14 protein-coding genes and 1 CRISPR repeat array are annotated in these 16,370 nt (G+C 42.1%); of the genes, 4 read left to right on the top strand and 10 right to left on the bottom strand.

Annotation, left to right across the window (positions count from 1 at the left end):
* Window positions 1–38 precede the first annotated feature (38 nt).
* Complete coding sequence (gene ureA, locus ACPZ3T_RS25865) at window positions 39–341, bottom strand: urease subunit gamma (RefSeq protein ID WP_490272294.1); 303 nt, start codon at window positions 339–341, stop codon at window positions 39–41.
* Between the two features lie 176 nt (window positions 342–517).
* Window positions 518–1,378: an urease accessory protein UreD gene (locus ACPZ3T_RS25860; RefSeq protein ID WP_490272293.1), complete on the bottom strand. Its 861-nt coding sequence runs from the start codon at window positions 1,376–1,378 to the stop codon at window positions 518–520.
* Window positions 1,379–1,414: 36 nt separating this feature from the next.
* Here ACPZ3T_RS25860 and ACPZ3T_RS25855 point away from each other — a divergent pair, with 36 nt between their 5' ends.
* Window positions 1,415–1,969: a Uma2 family endonuclease gene (locus ACPZ3T_RS25855; protein WP_490272292.1), complete on the top strand. Its 555-nt coding sequence runs from the start codon at window positions 1,415–1,417 to the stop codon at window positions 1,967–1,969.
* 322 nt (window positions 1,970–2,291) lie between these two features.
* Here the strand turns inward: ACPZ3T_RS25855 and ltrA (ACPZ3T_RS25850) are convergent, their stop codons facing one another.
* The 5 genes from ltrA (ACPZ3T_RS25850) to ACPZ3T_RS25830 all read right to left on the bottom strand — a co-directional run bounded on the left by ltrA (ACPZ3T_RS25850) (window position 2,292) and on the right by ACPZ3T_RS25830 (window position 10,565).
* Window positions 2,292–4,061, bottom strand: coding sequence for a group II intron reverse transcriptase/maturase (gene ltrA / locus ACPZ3T_RS25850; protein ID WP_490272291.1), 1,770 nt, complete (start codon window positions 4,059–4,061; stop codon window positions 2,292–2,294).
* A gap of 828 nt (window positions 4,062–4,889) precedes the next feature.
* Complete coding sequence (ltrA, locus tag ACPZ3T_RS25845; RefSeq protein ID WP_490270564.1) at window positions 4,890–6,659, bottom strand: group II intron reverse transcriptase/maturase; 1,770 nt, start codon at window positions 6,657–6,659, stop codon at window positions 4,890–4,892.
* Between the two features lie 586 nt (window positions 6,660–7,245).
* Window positions 7,246–7,824: a CRISPR direct-repeat array (repeat unit 37 nt; unit sequence GTTTCCGTCCCCTTGCGGGGAAGAGGTGGTGTTTAAC).
* A 333-nt stretch (window positions 7,825–8,157) separates the two neighbouring features.
* Entirely contained in the window at window positions 8,158–8,442 is a 285-nt protein-coding gene (cas2, locus tag ACPZ3T_RS25840; RefSeq protein WP_490272290.1) for a CRISPR-associated endonuclease Cas2, read from the bottom strand.
* Between the two features lie 96 nt (window positions 8,443–8,538).
* Window positions 8,539–9,489 carry a CRISPR-associated endonuclease Cas1 gene (cas1, locus tag ACPZ3T_RS25835; protein ID WP_490272289.1) on the bottom strand — a complete coding sequence of 317 codons (951 nt, stop codon included), beginning with the start codon at window positions 9,487–9,489 and terminating at the stop codon, window positions 8,539–8,541.
* Window positions 9,490–9,551: 62 nt separating this feature from the next.
* Window positions 9,552–10,565, bottom strand: a complete 1,014-nt coding sequence (locus ACPZ3T_RS25830) for an IS701 family transposase (protein ID WP_490277297.1) — start codon at window positions 10,563–10,565, stop codon at window positions 9,552–9,554.
* A 613-nt stretch (window positions 10,566–11,178) separates the two neighbouring features.
* Between ACPZ3T_RS25830 and csx18 the strand changes: the two genes are divergently transcribed.
* On the top strand, window positions 11,179–11,487 hold the full coding sequence (gene csx18, locus ACPZ3T_RS25825; protein WP_490272288.1) for a CRISPR-associated protein Csx18: 309 nt from the start codon (window positions 11,179–11,181) through the stop codon (window positions 11,485–11,487).
* A gap of 492 nt (window positions 11,488–11,979) precedes the next feature.
* On the opposite strand, the gene ACPZ3T_RS25820 is transcribed toward csx18, so the two are convergent.
* Window positions 11,980–12,141 (bottom strand): hypothetical protein, encoded by a 162-nt coding sequence (locus ACPZ3T_RS25820; protein WP_490272287.1) that lies wholly within the window; start codon window positions 12,139–12,141, stop codon window positions 11,980–11,982.
* On the opposite strand from ACPZ3T_RS25820, the gene ACPZ3T_RS25815 reads away from it, so the two are divergent.
* Entirely contained in the window at window positions 12,140–13,237 is a 1,098-nt protein-coding gene (locus ACPZ3T_RS25815) for an ATP-binding response regulator (RefSeq protein ID WP_490272286.1), read from the top strand. The genes ACPZ3T_RS25820 and ACPZ3T_RS25815 overlap by 2 nt on opposite strands.
* 283 nt (window positions 13,238–13,520) lie before the next feature.
* On the top strand, window positions 13,521–14,903 hold the full coding sequence (locus tag ACPZ3T_RS25810; RefSeq protein ID WP_490272285.1) for an aldehyde dehydrogenase: 1,383 nt from the start codon (window positions 13,521–13,523) through the stop codon (window positions 14,901–14,903).
* Between the two features lie 413 nt (window positions 14,904–15,316).
* On the opposite strand, the gene ACPZ3T_RS25805 is transcribed toward ACPZ3T_RS25810, so the two are convergent.
* Both ACPZ3T_RS25805 and rpmF read right to left on the bottom strand, forming a co-directional pair.
* Window positions 15,317–15,910, bottom strand: coding sequence for a sulfite oxidase-like oxidoreductase (locus ACPZ3T_RS25805; RefSeq protein WP_490272284.1), 594 nt, complete (start codon window positions 15,908–15,910; stop codon window positions 15,317–15,319).
* Between the two features lie 211 nt (window positions 15,911–16,121).
* Window positions 16,122–16,295 carry a 50S ribosomal protein L32 gene (gene rpmF, locus ACPZ3T_RS25800; RefSeq protein WP_490272283.1) on the bottom strand — a complete coding sequence of 58 codons (174 nt, stop codon included), beginning with the start codon at window positions 16,293–16,295 and terminating at the stop codon, window positions 16,122–16,124.
* Between the last annotated feature and the right edge of the window lie 75 nt (window positions 16,296–16,370).

Below are 16,370 nucleotides of genomic sequence, written 5' to 3'. Positions count from 1 at the left end.
AAGTTAACTTGTTTTCCATTCTTTTTAATGTCAGGAGTTCATCGAATCGGATTATGCACAGTAACTAATTTTGTACCATCAGGAAAGGTGGCTTCTAATTGTACTTCATGCACCATTTCCGGCACACCTTCCATGACATCATTTCTAGTTAATAAAGTTGTGCCATAACTCATTAATTCGGCTACGGTTTGTCCATCTCTTGCCCCTTCTAAAATCGCAGCCGAAATATAAGCCACTGCTTCGGGATAATTTAATTTCAAACCTCTATTTTTCCGCCTTTCTGCTAATAAAGCGGCAGTAAAAATCAGTAATTTATCTTTTTCTTGTGGCGTAAGTTGCATATTTATACCAAATCATAAAAATATAATTTCACCGAACAGAGTAACTTATTCTCAATGTTCATATCAAGACTTTAACAGTGAACAGTAAAATCACGTTTGGTTTCACTCCCCCCAAAGCCTGCGGTACGTTACTACGAATAATTACGAATTACGAATTACGAATTACGAATTACGAATTACCCCCACACTCTCGGTATGCAACGACTACGATTGAAGATATCAAATCGTAGCATTTGCCACACGGATGTAAACCAGTTTCTCACTTCCGAAGTAGAAGCACCACGGTATCGACACAAAAATCCATTTTCTAAGCTGGTAACGCCTATAGAGGTTAAATGTTGAGGGTTAACTGTTGAATGAGGGGTAAATATAGAACGGGCTTTTTCAATGGTGTCTTGAGTAACTGAACTACCTACGTAAATAAAGCTAGCAGCTATTGGTTGTCCTGATAAGGCGTGGGGACTGTGGAATACTGCTTCACTACCGGGTAGGTATTGACGATCTATCCAGACTGGTAGACCATTTTGCCAGATTTCGGTGTGCGATCGCCATTTTCCTTGGTAAAATTTCTCTCCCCTCGCACTGCGCCCAAATCGGGTAATTTCCCAGGCTATAAATTTAGCTGTGCTTGCTAATTCTACCCGTAAGTTTTGGCGATAAATTGCCCCGTTAAATAAAATTGTTTCTTGGGGTAGCCATTCTAAACAAGCATCGGCATCAATTTTAATATCTATATTTTGTTGTGCCTCTAAGCCATTGCTACGATATATCTTGCCTGCGGCGGCGGTAGTAATGACAGTTTGGCTGTGGGGTTGGAGATGGATATTACTAGATAAGCGATCGCCTCCCACAACTCCCCCGGCTGTATGTAAAATAATGCTATGACAGACTTTTTCCCCTTCTGGATAGAATGGACGTTGTACTTTTAGCGGTGCTTGGTGGTGATTGTAAATTAACTCTGTTTTACCCAGGCGATCGCTATAAACTAAGTTAAGTTTGCCATGCCAACTTTTTTCGGTGTGTAAAATAGCCACCATTAATATTGAAGTAAGAGAATTTGGGTAGGAAATAAAATGACTACACTAGTCAATTCCATCACTTTAGACGCATTCTTGCAACTCCCCGAAACTAAACCCGCCTCTGAATATATTGATGGAATAATTACTGAAAAACCTATGCCCCAAGGAGAACATAGTTTATTACAAGTGGAGCTATGCCAAGCAATTAATCAGATAGCCAAACCTGAAAAAACTGCCTTAGCTTTCCCTGAATTGCGTTGTATTTTTGGAGGTGCAGCAATTGTTCCTGATATTGCTGTATTTCGTTGGGAGCGTATTCCCCGTGAACCGTCGGGGAGAATTAGTAACCGATTTGAAATTTATCCTGACTGGGCAATAGAAATTTTATCCCCTGATCAAACTCTCGTCAAAGTTCTGCGTAAACTGCTGCTTTGTTCCCAATATGGCACAGAACTAGGATGGTTAATTGTTCCAGAGGATGCAAGTATTTTAACTATACTCCCCAACCAACGGGTTGAAATGTTTATGGGTAAAGATCAGCTACCCATTCTCAGCAATATCAACCTCTCTCTAACTGTTGAGGATGTTTTTAGTTGGTTAATTGTTTAATGTGTTTTCGTCCCCTTGCGGGGAATAGGTGGTGTTTAACTCTCAGGAGACGATTCATGAATACAGTTACTATGTTTCCGTCCCCTTGCGGGGAATAGGTGGTGTTTAACGCGATCGCTAATCCTAAGACTAAGACTGCAAGGGTAACTAAGTTTCCGTCCCCTTGCGGGGAAGAGGTGGTGTTTAACTTGCTATATAAAGAATTTTGCATTATATTATTGGCTTAGGTTTAATGGGTAGGGCAGGGATGTTGCAATCCCCTTCCCCCCGACAAACCGGACAAGCAAGTTACCCTGCATCCGGCTTTAGCAAACCCGAACGCTTACCAAAGACTAAATACCTCGTCTTCAGATTCATCTAATAATCCTACTGAGTGTATCGGTGGATGAAAGCAATTTTGTGTTTGCACAAACACCTCACCTTCAGACTTGCGCCCTACTGAGTGTATTTGTTGGTGACAGTAGAAATGCACCAACTCTAAATTAGAGTAGCTATCATTACCGCCAGCAGCACAAGGGATTTTATGGTGTTTATGTAGAGACTCATTGTTAAACAGAGACTCGCCACAAATAGGACACTTATACCCTTGTCTTCGGGCTAACTTTTGGTAACTAGGAATCAAACAGCGAGATTGCTTCTTGCGTCGTTGTTCCCAGTAAACACGTAAGTGTTGGTCATCAGGAGAAGCATCACCTTTCACCAAAGTGTGCCGTTTGATATTAAACCAACTAAACTTGAGTAGATATTGACCAGAACGTTTGTCCCCAAACACCCAAAAGTCATTTCTATCCAAGTTAAAGTTCCCCCAGTAGCGAAGCTTGCGCCAATGTGAGCTTTTATTTGGGTGCATTCTCTTGGCGTACCGTTGCTGTCGCACATACATCCATCTATCTAGTTTGGCGAATATATGTGAGGAAACAACTGTCCGATAGTAATTAGCCACACCGCGAATTATCGGGTTGAGCTTGCCTATGAGATAATTGACATTATGGCTTTTATTCTCTAGCCAAACTTGGCGAATCTGGTCTCGGACATCTTGCAAAGATTTCTTGCTGGGCTTGATTAATACTTTCCGCCCGGTTTTGGTATTTTTGTCTTGATACCATCTGATGTTAAACCCCAGAAAATCAAATCCCACAGTTAGATGTACTATTTGGGTTTTAGACTCTGATAAAGCCAGCCCTTTAGTTTTCATCCAGTAGGACAAGATATCAACCACCCTGTGGGCATCCTCTTGAGTTTTGCACAAAACTACCAAATCATCAGCATAGCGTACCAGACCACGATGTCCGATTTTATGACCGTATTTATCGTATCTGATACCCAATGCCGCTTCCATACCATGCAATGCAATATTTGCGAGTAGTGGGGAAATGATTCCACCTTGAGGTACACCTGTTTCTGTATCGTAAAACACGCCCTTGTCTACATATCCCGCTTTTAACCACTGGTGTATTAACTGCCGTGCGGGGAAGTTCCCAATGGTTTGCATGAGCGGTGCATGGGCAATGTTATCAAAGCAACCTTCAATGTCGGCATCGACCACCCAACTAGTAGTGGAGTTGGCTTTTGACATTGTGTGTACTCTTTCTATCGCGTCATGTACACCTCTGCCGGGGCGGAAACCGTAAGATGTTCTCTCGAATTGTGCTTCCCAACTTGGTTCTAAGGCGTTTAATACTATTGCCTGGAGACATCTGTCGATGATGCAGGGAATACCGAGGGGGCGTTGTTTGCCGTTGGATTTGCGGATGTATACCCGCTTAACTGGTAATGCTTTCCACGGTAGGCGCATGGCGAGAATATCTACCAATGTTGCTCTTGCTCGTGGTGTCAGTACCAGTAATTTGTCCACACCTGCTGTTTTCTTGCCTTGATTTAATTGCGTTACTCGTCGCACGGAAAGTATAATGTTGGAGTAACTCCTCATGAGTAACTTTTGAAGATTGCGTACCCTCTTAAAGTTACTGTCTTTGGTTGCCTTGAATATTCTTTGTCTGAGTCGCCTGACTACGCGGTAAGCATTTTTCCAGTTAATGCTGTTCCAGTCTGTAGTCCTGTCGGTTACATTCACAATCGTTGATTGCACCATAACTTTTCCCGCACAGTTCGGTTTCTTACTACTCTGATTTCAAGGGATTCACTCGCTACACGTCTGCACCCTTTCAGGTCGGTTTAGTTAAACCTATCTGCGCGGTTATGGTTTCCCGTTGCCTTTCGGCTTCACAGCTTTCGCTTTTTGTAGCATCTTACACCCACTGGAGGGTTCAGTCGGGATTGCTCCCTGCTTTACTGACAGCATCGTTTCTAGTTGTCAGACTCCATTGGGGTTTCTTCATATCACACATGAAAGACACAACCACTGCGCGTTCCTTCTATACACCGGGGGCGTTTTGATGTCTTATATTCTGAGGACAGGGCAGAATATCTCACCCCTTTTACTGTTTCAGCCGTTTCAGTATTTCCGCTTCACGATGCCTCGTCAAAGGTTCACTCTCGTTAACCCGTCAGTGGTTTTACCTTGGCGTTACGTCCACACTTCGGCTCGTAGATTTACGCTTTCCCCTCTAGCTCTGAGACACCGCAGTTACCCGCAATGCCCCTTCGGGTAGGTACTGGTTTAGACATTAACCAGGAGTATTTCTCAGATACTCACTCTCATGAGCGACTGATAGTCGCACCCGTCCCCTTGCGGGGAAGAGGTGGTGTTTAACAGTTCATGTTTTCAAAGATGGTCAGCCCATTTGCTTGTTTCCGTCCCCTTGCGGGGAAGAGGTGGTGTTTAACACTTTCTATCTTCTAAGATACGAAGACAACACTAACTGGTTTAGAGGGTAGGGCAGGGATGTTGCAATCCCCTTCCCCCCGACAAACCGGACAAGCAAGTTACCCTGCATCCGGCTTTAGCAAACCCGAACGCTTACCAAAGACTAAATACCTCGTCTTCAGATTCATCTAATAATCCTACTGAGTGTATCGGTGGATGAAAGCAATTTTGTGTTGGCACAAACACCTCATCTTCAGACTTGCGCCCTACTGAGTGTATTTGTTGGTGACAGTAGAAATGCACCAACTCTAAATTAGAGTAGCTATCATTACCGCCAGCAGCACAAGGGATTTTATGGTGTTTATGTAGCGACTCATTGTTAAACAGAGACTCGCCACAAATAGGACACTTATACCCTTGTCTTCGGGCTAACTTTTGGTAACTGGGAATCAAACAGCGAGATTGATTCTTGCGTCGATGCTCCCAGTAAACACGTAACTGTTGGTCATCAGGAGAAGCATCCCCTTTCACCAAAGTATGCCGTTTGATATTAAACCAACTAAACTTGAGTAGATATTGACCAGAACGTTTGTCCCCAAACACCCAATAGTCATTTCTATCCAAGTTAAAGTTCCCCCAATAGCGAGGAATGCGCCAATGAGAGCTTTTATTTGGGTGCATTCTCTTGGCGTACCGTTGCTGTCGCACATACATCCATCTGTCTAACTTGGCGAATATATGTGAGGAAACAACTGTCCGATAGTAATTAGCAACACCGCGAATTATCGGGTTGAGCTTACCTATGAGATAATTGACATTCTGGCTTTTATTCTCTAGCCAAACTTGCCGAATCTGGTCTCGGACATCTTGCAAAGATTTCTTGCTGGGCTTGATTAATACTTTCCGTCCCGTTAAGGTATTTTTGTCTTGATACCATCTGATGTTAAACCCCAGAAAATCAAATCCCACAGTTAGATGTACTATTTGGGTTTTGGACTCTGATAAAGCCAACCCTTTAGTTTTCATCCAGTCGGACAAGATATCAACCACCCTGTGGGCATCCTCTTGAGTTTTGCAGAAAACTACCAAATCATCAGCGTAGCGTACCAGACCACGATGTCCGATTTTATGACCGTGTTTATCGTATCTGATACCCAATGCTGCTTCCATACCATGCAATGCAATATTTGCGAGTAGTGGGGAAATGATTCCACCTTGGGGTACGCCCATTTCTGTATCGTAAAACACGCCCTTGTCTACATATCCCGCTTTTAACCACTGGTGTATTAACTGCCGTGCGGGGAAGTTCCCAATGGCTTGCATGAGCGGTGCATGGGCGATGTTATCAAAGCAACCTTCAATGTCGGCATCAACCACCCAACTAGTAGTGGAGTTGGCTTTTGACATTGTGTGTACTCTTTCTATCGCGTCATGTACACCTCTGCCGGGGCGGAAACCGTAAGATGTTCTCTCGAATTGTGCTTCCCAACTTGGTTCTAAGGCGTTTAATACTATTGCCTGAAGACATCTGTCGATGATGCAGGGAATACCGAGGGGGCGTTGTTTGCCGTTGGATTTGCGGATGTATACCCGCTTCACTGGTAATGCTTTCCACGGTAAGCGCATGGCGAGAATATCTACCAATGTTGCCCTAGCGTGTGGTGTCAGTACCAGTAATTTGTCCACACCTGCTGTTTTCTTGCCTTGATTTAATTGCGTTACTCGTCGCACGGAAAGTATAATGTTGGAGTAACTCCTCATGAGTAACTTTTGAAGATTGCGTACCCTCTTAAAGTTACCGTCTTTGGTTGCCTTGAATATTCTTTGTCTGAGTCGCCTGACTACGCGGTAGGCATTTTTCCAGTTAATGCTGTTCCAGTCCGTAGTCCTGTCGGTTACATTCACAATCGTTGATTGCACCATAACTTTTCCCGCACAGTTCGGTTTCCTATTACTCTGATTTCAAGGGATTCACTCGCTACACGTCTGCACCCTTTCAGGTCGGTTTAGTTAAACCTATCTGCGCGGTTATGGTTTCCCGTTGCCTTTCGGCTTCACAGCTTTCGCTTTTTGTAGCATCTTACTCCCACTGGAGAGTTCAGTCGGGATTACTCCCTGCTTTACTGACCGCATCGTTTCTAGTTGTCAGACTCCATTGGGGTTTCTTCATATCACACATGAAAGACACAACCACTGCGCGTTCCTTCTATACACCGGGGGCGTTTTGATGTCTTATATTCTGAGGACAGGGCAGAATATCTCACCCCTTTTACTGTTTCAGCCGTTTCAGTATTTCCGCTTCACGATGCCTCGTCAAAGGTTCACTCTCGTTAACCCGTCAGTGGTTTTACCTTGGCGTTACCTCCACTTTTCGGCTTGCAGATTTTACGCTTTCCCCTCTAGCTCTGAGACACCGCAGTTACCCGCAATGCCCCTTCGGGTAGGTACTGGTTTAGACATTAACCAGGAGTATTTCTCAGATACTCACTCTCATGAGCGACTGATAGTCGCACCCGTCCCCTTGCGGGGAAGAGGTGGTGTTTAACTATTGATATCTAATAAGTTAGGGGCTTGTCCCCTTTGTTTCCGTCCCCTTGCGGGGAAGAGGTGGTGTTTAACATAGTAAGAAGGTAGACATACTAGTAGCCACTGTGCAAGCCAGTTTCCGTCCCCTTGCGGGGAAGAGGTGGTGTTTAACAAGATATAGTAACTAAGCGGTCTGGGAAGGCGTGGCAGGTTTCCGTCCCCTTGCGGGGAAGAGGTGGTGTTTAACAAAAAAAATTTTCTACCGTAGTTACCTACATGACTCGGCTATCGTTTCCGTCCCCTTGCGGGGAAGAGGTGGTGTTTAACCACGATATTATGGAGACAATAATGTACAAATCACCTAACAGGTTTCCGTCCCCTTGCGGGGAAGAGGTGGTGTTTAACCTTGACTTTGTTTTAAGCGTTTACCGTTCTCATTTACAGTTGCCAGTTTCCGTCCCCTTGCGGGGAAGAGGTGGTGTTTAACCAATGGAACAATTTCAACATCACTTCGTTGTTATGTTCGTTTCCGTCCCCTTGCGGGGAAGAGGTGGTGTTTAACCCTACCATTTGGAAACTATTGATATATTTGGTTTTCAAGGTTCAGTTGCGCCGAGGTACGGAGATAGAGGTGTAACCTACAGCATCAGTACAAAAATCCAAAAGCCTTTTCCGTAAAAAATTAGCTTTATAGATAATCTAAACGAAAAAGCTCCAGGAGTCAAGGCAAAAAAACAAACTTTTCTTTTATTTACACAACTTTACTCACTCTTACTTCCTATAAATCGACGCGACAAAGTTGCGGCTAACTTTACATTCCGTTACAAACCGCCAAATACTAGCAAAATCATCAACTCCAGCCTGTAAACCCTCACCAAAAACCAGACATCCAACTTTACAAAATTAAATAATCTGGGGGTTCATAAGGCGGCTGACTGCCATAAACTCGTGTTTGTGCTTTTGCAGTTGCATCTAGGGGATAAACCCTTAAACTATCCTCATTCAACTTCAAAATTGGTAGCCAACGCTTTTCCAATAGAGAGTTAATAGCTGACTCCTCTAAAGGACACTCAAACACCGAATACTGTACCCGTTGACAGCGTTGTTCTAACAACTTCGCCAACTTAGTCCGCCGCTTGTCGTCTGGTATGTCGTAACACACCAAATAAAGTTTTGCCATAATTACCAACTTTCAAAATTAATCTCCCGTTCGTAGTAAGGACTTTAGTCCTTCCTTCCCCTTTTTTAAGGACTAAAGTCCTTACTACCAACCAAGTCATTTAATGACAAACGCCTCATAATCTAAACTCGACTGTACTAAACAGCGTCCTAAACTGCGGCATTGTTCTAGTAAAATTTGACTCAAACTTAACTGACGATTTTGCGGTGGGTAAAGTATAGAAGTGCGAAACTTCCTTTCTAACTCACCTAGTAATAACTTTTTCGCCATTGTTCCCAACCAAATACCCACCCCATCCGGCGAAGGTTGAAAATCATCCGGTGTCAATAAATCCGACTGAATTAGAGAAATCACAGCTTGATCTACCGCTACTGGTCGAAATTCCTCCATTAAATCTAATACCAAATTTGGACGATATGGTTCAATAGCGTGAAAAAATCCCAAATAAGGATCAAGTCCCGCTTGAACACAAGCCGCAAACACCCGCGCCAATAAAACCCCATATCCCCAACTGAGCAAGGCATTGACAGGATCTAGTGGCGGACGACGATTGCGTCCGTTAAAATTCCACTGAGAAGGAAACCAGTGTTTAAGTGCTTGATAATAAGTACGAGCGCAAATTCCTTCCACTCCCATCAGTTCATTCCGATTTAGGGGTGTTGTAGTATTAGTTAACTGGGAAGCATAGGCACTAATTAAATCGATCGCTTCGGTTAATTCACTGATTTGTCCATTAGTTGCACGGTTACGCCGTTGTAGCAGCACCCGTTGGTTACGAACTTTACCCATGACTAACTTTTGTGCTAACGCCATCCCAAACGTTGTTTCTACAGTGCGGTACTGTGCTAGACGCAAAGTCGGGTTTGTAGCAAATTGCCCTTGCAAACGACCGCGAAATTGCCCATCTTGACGGAGAAAAATCGTTTCAATTCCTCGGTCAAGTAATAAAGAGATTACCACATCTGTTAATTGTACCCCTGGTAAAACTATCACCAGTGTCAACTCCGCCAAACGGCAATTTGTAGACTGTTCCTGTTTGACAATCACAGGACTTACGCAACTGGCACAAAGAGGGGGTAAGGCGCAGCCCTACCCAGGGACAATTCAACTCAGACCAAGCACATAAGAATACTTGGGCGTTTGAGTTGCTGAATTAAATAATTAGAAAGCAAATTATGCTTGATTTGATAAACAGTTTGACCAGTTTGATAGGCTAAATTCTTTAATCTAATCCAAACTAACATTGCACAAGCAATATGATTTCTTTGCAGCCTAGCCTTACGACATTGACAAGATTCAATGCCTGTTAATTGTTTAATCTCTCTGTGAAACTCTTCAATTTTCCAACGAATCTTACACACCTGTTGTACAACATCCGTGGAGCTTTGAGATAAATCGTTAGTGGCGATATAATCCGTTCTGTTGGTAGAAACAGTAACCCGGAATAGTTTCACTTTTTTCTCTGGCGGAAACCCTTTAATTTTTATGATTTTACCACATTCTAACTCTTCAGGACTCCACTCTAATAATTCAATACGTTTATATTTTTCTTTGGCAAAGCTATCATCAACTAAGCGATTATTTTTTAAAGGGCAATAATAAATTTTTTCTAAACTATCAATATAAAGCATTAAACTATGTACAGCATACCATGTGTCCATCAAAACAGTATCAAATGGTAAAAGCTTATGATATACAAGGTTTTGCAGCATATCTTTCACATGGTCTACCTTGGTTTTACCATCGATATCAGGATTGAAAATGCGGTAATCTATGACCCAAAATCTTTGAATAGTAGGGTTGACATACACGCAACTAACTACACCAATGCCTTTGACAACACCATGCTCATTACCACTATATTGTCTCCTGACTATTTCTATTTCTTCAGAATATCTTTTATCTAAAACGCTATCATCAAATATTATGTAAGCATTCGTATCCGGCTCAACTACCTCTTTCACGTTATCCCAGAGTAATCGAGGTGTTAACTTTTCTCTCTTCAAATAGTAGTTAATTGCATCATGGCTAATAGTCTCTAAATGCTCTGCCAAATTAGTCATCGTATAATTAATTTGACTACTTAATAAGTATTGGCAGTAATTAAGTTTAGTAAATCTCATTACCGTCAGCAAAATTTATTTCATACAATCTCTAGCTATTTTCTCATGAATATTTTATGTTTTGCTTCCAAGACACCGACTTCTATTGCGAAGACAAAGCTTTCGGAATCAAATTAATACTTATGTACTATAAACTGGCGATCGCATTGTGCCAGTTGCGTAAGTCCTGAATCACTAAAGATTCATTGCGATAACGCACAATAGTTCCGGGTTCGGTGAGATAGAGGGTAGTCATTTGTAATTCGTAATTCGTAATTCGTAATTCGTAATGGACTTCGTCCCGCTTCTCTACGAGACGCTACCGCGTAGCTTGCTTCCCCAGAGGGGTACGCTAACGTAATTCACGCCGTCTGCAACTTCTTTTCAAACCTAACCCCCAACCCCTTCCCTGCAAGGGAAGGGGAGCAAGAATCAAAGCCTCTCTCCTTGTAGGGGAGAGGTTTGGAGAGGGGTTTATAAATAAGTTGCACATCGCGTTAATTCGTAATTGGTAATACCGACTATTAGGGGTTGACAATTAACTGTATTTTTATTATCTATGGGGCTGGAAGAGGGGTCTTCCAAGGGGGTATAGAATAATCTCATCCTTAATTAACTAAAGGGGGTAAAGATTATGTCTAGTTCTGTGGCGAAAAAATTGATTCGATATCGTAGTTGGATTGTGGCGGTAGTGAATGCTGCAACTACTTGGGTGATTTTGATTATCGCGCCTTTGGGTTTGTTTGCGGTGATTACTTGTACTGTGGCGGTATTTTTAGCTAGTTTGCTTGTAGGTGAGATTTGCGACAGGCTTTTATTTCAACTTTTGCGTAACCTCCAGCGTGATGTGATGGAAGCTAGGCGCGATACAGATAACTTGGATATGGGACTTTCCCCATATCTCGACTTAACTAGACAGCAAAACCAAGAAGAAAATCAATGAAGTCATGACTATCATCTTGCACCTGGGTTAAAAACCGGGTTTCTTGCAAATTTTGTTCAGAAACCCGGTTTTTTAGGGCTTGTTGAGACTTTAGTTATCTCTGCGAGACGCTCCGCGAACAAATCAGGACTAAAGTCCTTACTACGAACTCAATCTTATTCCTTTTACATTAGTTAACATAGTTGAGTTTTTTCAAGTCGTTATACTTGTATAGACATCTGATTTCATTTCTGAAAAAATCTAAGTATATGTAACATATGTATGGTGTGTTAGAAGTAAGCCGTAACGCACCAAACACTTTGGGGGGTGTGTTATACCAATTCTCTATGAAGTTCCGCCAAATAAATGATGTAGAGACGTTGCATGCAACGTCTCTACAGTACAGAATAAAGTGCATCTATGGCTACGCCAGGCAAGCTACATCAAGAAACGATATTACTACATATCTACGTACCTGTTCAAAAATCAAATATGAGTCCTATATTTAGATTATTAGATTAAAACTAAGCCCCTGCCCCTTGTCTCCCCTGCCTCCCTTGTCTCCCCTGCCCCCTGCCCCCTGCCTCCCTTGTCTCCCTTGTCTCCCCTGCCTCCCTTGTCTCCCCTGCCCCCTGCCTCCCTTGCCCCCTGCCCCCTTTGCCCCCTGCCTCTCATGAGTTCAAACCCTTCTCACCCCGGTAAAATTCTTGTTGTGGATGACTCTCCTGATAATGTGTTTTTAATTAAAACCATTTTGGAGGAAGAAGGCTACACAATTAATACCGCAGAAAATGGCTTTAGTGCCTTAGAACAACTGCAAGCATCTCCTTGCGACTTAGTGCTGCTAGATTTAATGATGCCGGGAATGGATGGTTATGAAGTGACTAAGCACATTCGGGGAAAGATGGAGTTACAACAATACATTCCCATCCTGTTAATTACTGCCCACGATGCGCCGAATGTAGCACGGGGATTAGATTTAGGTGCGGATGATTTTATCCGTAAACCTGTGACAGTTGATGAATTATTAGCGAGAGTGCGATCGCTATTACGGTTAAAGCGTAGCATGGATGAACGAGATGAAATAGCCCGGCAGCGAGAAGATTTTGTCTCGCGTCTCACCCATGATTTACGTACTCCCCTAGTGGCAGCAGATCGAATGTTAACGCTATTTCAACAAGGTGCATTAGGTACGTTATCCCCCCAAATGCAGGAAGCGATCATAATTATGGGGCGTAGTAATAGCAACTTGCTATCAATGGTTAATACCTTATTAGAAGTTTATAGGTTTGAAGCTGGGCGCAAAACCTTGGCATTTCAGCCAGTTAATTTAAACCAATTACTCGAAGAAGTCGCGGGAGAACTCACACCCCTAGCCGCATCCAAAGACTTAAATCTCAATCTAGAATTTGATGATACAACCAATAGCACCATCAAAGGCGATCGCTTAGAGTTACATCGTCTATTTACTAACCTCATCGGTAACGCCATTAAGTTTACTGAGTCTGGTGCAGTGACTATCGGGCTTAAATATCCTCACTATGACATTAAATATATAAATATAGAAATAGCAGACACCGGGCGAGGTATTTCATCCACAGAACAAGCCACCCTCTTTGAAAGATTTCGTCAAGGTAGTCACAAAATTTCTGGTAGTGGTTTAGGTTTGTATCTTTCCCGGCGTATTGTCGAAGCCCATCACGGTAATATATTTGTTAATTCGGAATTAGGAAAAGGTAGTGTATTTATTGTCTCACTGCCAATTAAGTAGGTTGGCGTTAAAAATGGTTCTTGGGATAAGGCAGGGGGCAGGGAGCAGGGAGCAGGGGGAAAAAGGGTTTTAGGCTTGTTTACTTTTCTTTACACAGGTTGGTTCTATTCTGCCTACCTACTTAATTCCTTGCGGGTACTCCTTTGGAGAACTCGTTGGTGCAGCCTCTCGTAGAGAAGAGTAGCAAGCTACGTAATTCGTAATGGAGTTCTCTACGAGATGGTACGCTAACGTAATTCGTAATGAGTTTTTCTACCTTCGACAATCAAAAATAAATTGTGAAATGATTCTAAACACTACATCAAACATCCCAGAACTTTTACAAAAACAAAAAGATTTTTTTGACACTGGTACAACCAAAAATATTGATTTTTGCCTAGCACAACTCAAAAAACTTAAACAATTAATTAAAACCCATGAATCAGCAATTATTGAAGCACTCAAGGCAGACTTACATAAATCAGAATTTGAAAGCTATGCCACAGAACTATTTATTATTAGAGAAATTGATTATGCCATCAAGCATCTAAAAAATTGGACGAAACCTCAAAAAGCACCCCTGCCATTAAAACTTATACAATATTCAGCCCAAATTGTCCCAGAACCATTAGGAATTGTCTTAATTATGGGGGCGTGGAACTATCCATTTCAGTTAATTATTGCTCCCTTAGTCGGTGCGATCGCATCTGGGAACTGTGCGATAATTAAACCCTCAGAACTTGCGCCTCATACTTCTAATTTTTTCGCTGAAATTATCAGTAAATACTTCGAGAATGATTATATAGCTGTAGTTGCGGGGGGAATAGAAACTAGTCAACAACTATTACGAGAAAAATTTGATCATATCTTTTTTACTGGTAGCCCTGCCGTTGGTAAAATCGTTATGGCGGAAGCAGCAAAAAACCTTACTCCAGTTACCTTAGAATTAGGTGGTAAAAGCCCTTGCATTGTTGATACAGATATTAACTTAGAACATACAGCGAAACGCATTATATGGGGTAAATTTATTAATGCTGGACAAACTTGTGTAGCCCCGGATTATTTATTAGTCAACAAAGCCATTAAACCAGATTTAATTGCTGCTTTAAAAACAACTATCAAAGAATTTTATACTGAAAACCCTGCCAATAGCCCAGATTATCCTAGAATTATCAATCAAAAGCATTTTGAGCATTTAACTAAACTATTAAACAATGGTGAAATCATCATTGGTGGTGAGACTAAACCCGAAGAATTATATATTGCTCCGACATTAATTGATCATGTATCTTTAACAGATCCGATCATGCAGACAGAAATTTTCGGGCCGATTTTACCCATCATAGAATATACAGATATAGAAACCGCGATCGCCCTGATTAATTCCCAACCAAAACCCTTAGCTTTATACCTATTTACCCGCAATCAACAACTACAAAAACACATCCTACACAATACCTCATCAGGAGGAGTATGTATCAACGATATAGCCATGCAATTTGCTGTATCATCTCTCCCCTTTGGCGGTGTAGGCAATAGCGGTATTGGCAGTTACCACGGTAAAGCCAGTTTCGACACCTTTTCACATTATAAAAGCGTCTTAAAAAATTCCTTCTGGCTAGACATCAATTGGCGATACGCACCATACAAAGGTAAATTATCCTTGTTAAAGCTAATTATTCGTTAATTCAATACAGGTTAAAAAATTACGAATTACGCCTGATGTGAATTAGGAAAACCGTCTATCCAATCAATAGTAACGTGAGTTCGACGACTGGAAAAAACCCCTCTCCAAACCTCTCACGCCAGTTGCTTCTCTACGAGACGCTACGCGAACAAGTCGGCAAAGCCGCCCAACGCACTGGCTCCCCTGCAAGGAGAGAGGCTTTAAAACCTTGATTTTTTCTTGATATATCTGCTTTTTACTCCCCTCTCCGCGTCGGAGAGGGGTTGGGGGAGAGGTCAGAAAAGACTTGTCGAACTCACGTAATAGTAGGGGCGGATTAACAAACATCTTTCATGATTAACTCCTAATCTCGGTAAACCCGCCCCTACAAATATCTAGGTATTCGCAAGATTTTAGTTCACATTAGACGTGAATTAATAACTATATCTTTCTTCCGCCCAAGGTTCACCACGAGTATGGTAGCCATTGCGTTCCCAGAAACCAAATTCTTCTGTTTCTAAAAACTCCAAACCATTAATCCATTTAGCACTTTTCCAAGCGTAGAGATGGGGTACAACTAACCGCATTGGCCCCCCGTGTTCTCTGGGTAATGGTTCACCAAATAACTTAAAGGCGAAAAAATTTTCTTCCCTGACAAAATCCGCTATTGCAATATTAGTAGTGTAGCCCCCATAGCAATGTTCCATAATATGGGCTGCTTTGGAATCTACCTCAATTAAATTCATAAAATCGGTAACTTTAATCCCCGTCCACTTAACATCAAGCTTAGACCAACGGGTGACACAGTGAAAGTCTGCGGTGAACTCGTGTTGAGGTAGATTCATAAAATCTGACCAACTCAACACTACAGGTTTAGCCAAACCCCAAACCCGAAATTCCCATTCTTCTATAGTAACTTGTGGTGCTGTACCGTAGGTTAACACCGGAAAACCCTTAGCTAAGTGTTGTCCTGGGGGGACGCGATCGCTATATTCTGGATCTGGTTTGTGAAAAAATTTCCCTAGCATAGTTACATTTTTAGGGGTGTAGGGGTATAGGGGTGTGGGGGTGTAGGGGTAATAGTTACCAAAATTTATACCCCTAAATATTAATTTTGTTGAAAATCCAAAAATTAGGGGTTATAGATACTTTACTGTTGATGTGATTATTTGATCATCAGTCATGGGTAATGGGTAATGGGTAATTAGGTAAGTCCAATTACTCATTACCAATTTTTTCTTATTCTTCTTCGTCTTCTTCTTCAGCAGTAGGATAGACAAATGTAGAACGTCCCGTCAAAATAGATTTACCCAAGGAAAGAGCTTTTTGTGCTTCTACAGCAGCCTTGCGTCTCCAGGTAGCCCGACGTTTATCTCGTTTAGATTTAGATGTTTTCTTCTTAGGAACAGCCATGATAGCCGATATCGCAATTCTTGACAACCTTTCTATTCTAAGCGATCGCTAGCCGAAGTCAAAGTCAAAAATAAT

The sequence above is a fragment of the Aliinostoc maniaoense genome (assembly GCF_058172895.1).
Note: the sequence above shows the minus strand (reverse complement) of the source record. Positions and strands in the feature narration are given on the sequence as shown.